Below are 3331 nucleotides of genomic sequence, written 5' to 3'. Positions count from 1 at the left end.
AAAGTAATGATAGTAACTTCTCATTACGATCTGGATAATACAATACACTATATGACATTTTTTTTGAGGACAAAGAAACTCTATTATACTATATAATAAGACACGTACTACACCGAATAGATACTTTCAATACGAAGAACTATTCGTTCGACAATTGTGTACTTTGCGTTTGCCATATGACAAACGCAAAGTACACAATTGGATAACTTGCATTCAACAATTGGCAAACGAATAGATGTTCGTTATAAAAGAAATAGTTCTCCGTATCTTCGCCAATACTTCTCTTAAGTAATGGAAATAGATGGATGAAGGCAAAGATGATTGTAGATAATAAAGACTTATAAATCTCAGTTAATTCCTCATACAGGTTATTTATTTGATAATTAATATTGGTTCACAACTAAATAATAAAGTTGTCGCTGCAAAAAATGTTTAAAATACTCTGAATTATTATTTTTCGCTAAAGCATTATCGTTGATATATTCTTCTCCAAAAGACTAATTCTACGTTATAATTAATACATTCCTGAAAAACATTATAAGTAAGGCAACCCTGCTCATTTATTGATTTTAGAACGATTTCAATAATAAGATTTTCAAAGCAGTCGCTTATCTCTAAGCCCACTGTTAATTTTGCAATTACAGTTTTTTATCTAATTTATACTGAAAGATGATTGGCTGATGATTATCCCAATCAACAACGTTGACCAGGTATTTTGCTTGATCAATAACCTGGTTTCTTATAAAGTTTATCCATGTTGGGTTTGATTTCCTTAACATAGACTTCGTCCATCCAGACAGATTCTTCCACCTCTTCAATTGCTACAGAGATAGCAGCCTCCGGCTTATTGACGACCGTCATGATTACACGGGTGATCTCTTCGGCTAATCTGGTTTTGATCTCTTCTGACCCTGTAGGGTAGAGTTTTACAGTTACATGTGGCATACAATTAATTTTTTAATAATTAGTGAATATTAATGATTACTTTTCCGTTTGCTTGATTGTCTTCCATCAGTTGGTGAGCTTGCGCGATCTCCTCCAGCGGAAGTATGGCCGCAATCCTAGGTTTTAAATGAAATTCTTTTATTCTGGTAAATAATTTATCAATGGCTTCTTGTGTTGGCGTATTACTTGAAAAGCCTGTCAGGTAAACACCGGACGGGATATCCTTTATAGGATAAAAATTATCAATAATGCTTTTCTTTCCCAGAATGCCGGTCATGCACACAATTCCATGTTTCTTGACCATACTGAGAGATTCAGAAAGAGTAGCTGGGCCGATTAACTCAAGTACTTTGGTTATCCCTTTAGGGAAAATAGCCATTACTTGCAGCTTGAGTTTTCCATTGTCAATCACTACATGATCAGCACCTGCATCTAGAAGCAGATTTGATTTTTCTTTTTTTCGTGTAGAAGCTAGTACCGATGCTCCGGTTGTTTTTGCCAGTTGGATAGCTGCCAGACCGGCGGCACTTGTGCCTCCTCGTACCAATAGAATATCGTCAGCTTTCAATTGAAGAGACTCAAACAATGACCCCCAAGCTGTAAAATAAGTTTCCGGAATTGCTGCCAGCTCTTCCCAGCTTAAGTCTGTATCTACTGTAAATACGTTCTTGGCGGGAAGTAGAGCATATTCAGCATAACTACCATCAAAAGAGCGTCCCATACCACCCATGAGGGCAATTACTTTCTGTCCTTTATGAAATCCGGTGTCCGAACCATCGGCTATTTCACCTACACATTCAATTCCCAAGATTCGAGGAAGTTTAATGTATGGCTCATTTGCTTCGTATGCACGCATCATCAGCTCGGAACGATTGAGCCCAAATGCTTTTATTTTAATCAATACCCAACCGGATTTGATCGATGGGAGAGATACTTCGCTTACATGGAGAACACCCGGAGTACCTGTATGTGATAGAACTACTGCTTTCATTTTTTTTCTGAACAAAGAATAAAATTCTCTGATATTTTATATTGTTATTTATTGGATAATGTAATCTGTTTTCAATCTTAAACGACCTTCCAGCACTGGGGATCAGCGCCATAAAAATTATTTGTATAACCATAAGTTACTGCTGGGCAACCACGGCAAAACGCTTTTAATTCACATTTTGAACATTTCTCGAATTTATCGTAATCACGGTATGCATCCATTTTCTCTCCATTAAAAATGTCAAATAGATTTTCAGAAAAAACATTTCCTACTTTGCTTTCAAAACGTCGGCAGGCATATACTTCGCCTTTGGGTAAAATAGTCAAGTGACAATTTGCACAATTACACCCATCGTATATTATACCGTCTTTTGTGTTTTCCGGAATAGAGAACAATCCTTTTTCGTAAAGGAACAGCGTCCATAAATGATCTTTTAGATTAAAGCTCGTACCTGAGTCTTTGTACTCTTCAAACCTTTTCCAGCAGATATCCAACAAATCACGGTATTGTTGGGGAGTTAGATGGGTGCTTTTTTCATTGCTGGTAGGACAATAGCGAGCAAAAGCAAAAACATCCGCCTTATATTTCACTACCAAATCAATTATTCCCGGAATTTCCTGAATGTTTGTTCCCGAAACTGTTGTCATAATAGCACAGCGTAGGCCAGCATTGCGGATACATGCTATTTTTTCAAGAGTAATGTCAAATGAACCTGGTTTACGAATACTGTCATGTGTTTCCCTAAGTCCGTCAATAGAGAGTTGGTAACGTTCACAACCGTATGATTTAAGTTTATAGCAAACCTCTTCATTTAAATGAAACGGGTTACCCAGTATTGTAAATGGAATGTTATGCGCTTTCATCAATGCCATGATATCCCAAAAACGGCTGTGCAAAATAGGATCACCACCAGTGATATAGAAGTAGGGGAGCCGTTTGGCTTTTTGGCACATATCCACGCAATTGGCAAAAGTGTGTTCGATATCCGTCCAACTCATTTCATGTAATTTCAGGTTCATATTTTCAGAGAAAATGTAACAATGCTGACAACGTTGATCACAACTATCGGTAATATGCCATTGAAATGCAAAATATTCCATGTTTAAAATTAGATAAATTTAAATTAATAAAGAATTGTCAGGGGTAATTATTTGATTACCCCTGACAAAAGATTTACTTATCGCCAGTTCCACAAGAGGAGCCGCAAGCCGAGGGCTTTGGCTGTTCATCAGATGCACCGCAAGCCGAAGATTGAGGTTTCTTATCGTCAGTTCCACAAGAGGAGCCGCAAGCCGAGGGCTTTGGCTGTTCATCAGATGCACCGCATGCTGAAGACTGAGGTTTCTTATCGTCACCTCCACAAGAAGAACCACAACCTGATGTTGCAAACGACAT

Annotated in this window: 3 protein-coding genes and 1 pseudogene; all 4 read right to left on the bottom strand. The window is 37.6% G+C overall.

Annotated features, from left to right (window positions below; genetic code table 11):
* Positions 1–723 precede the first annotated feature (723 nt).
* On the bottom strand, positions 724–945 hold the full coding sequence (locus AB7E53_RS14660; RefSeq protein WP_446776539.1) for a tautomerase family protein: 222 nt from the start codon (positions 943–945) through the stop codon (positions 724–726).
* A 19-nt stretch (positions 946–964) separates the two neighbouring features.
* The gene (locus AB7E53_RS14655; protein ID WP_446776538.1) at positions 965–1936 is read right to left on the bottom strand and encodes a zinc-binding alcohol dehydrogenase family protein; all 972 of its coding nucleotides are present in this window, start codon (positions 1934–1936) and stop codon (positions 965–967) included.
* A 77-nt stretch (positions 1937–2013) separates the two neighbouring features.
* The gene (gene acgM / locus AB7E53_RS14650; protein WP_446776536.1) at positions 2014–3036 is read right to left on the bottom strand and encodes a radical SAM/SPASM domain protein, ACGX system; all 1023 of its coding nucleotides are present in this window, start codon (positions 3034–3036) and stop codon (positions 2014–2016) included.
* A 73-nt stretch (positions 3037–3109) separates the two neighbouring features.
* A pseudogene (locus AB7E53_RS14645) lies at positions 3110–3331 on the bottom strand (hypothetical protein); the annotation flags it as partial.

This window comes from Macellibacteroides sp., from assembly GCF_050251695.1.
In the GTDB taxonomy this organism is placed as follows: Bacteria; Bacteroidota; Bacteroidia; order Bacteroidales; family Tannerellaceae; genus Macellibacteroides; species Macellibacteroides fermentans.
Note: the sequence above shows the minus strand (reverse complement) of the source record. Positions and strands in the feature narration are given on the sequence as shown.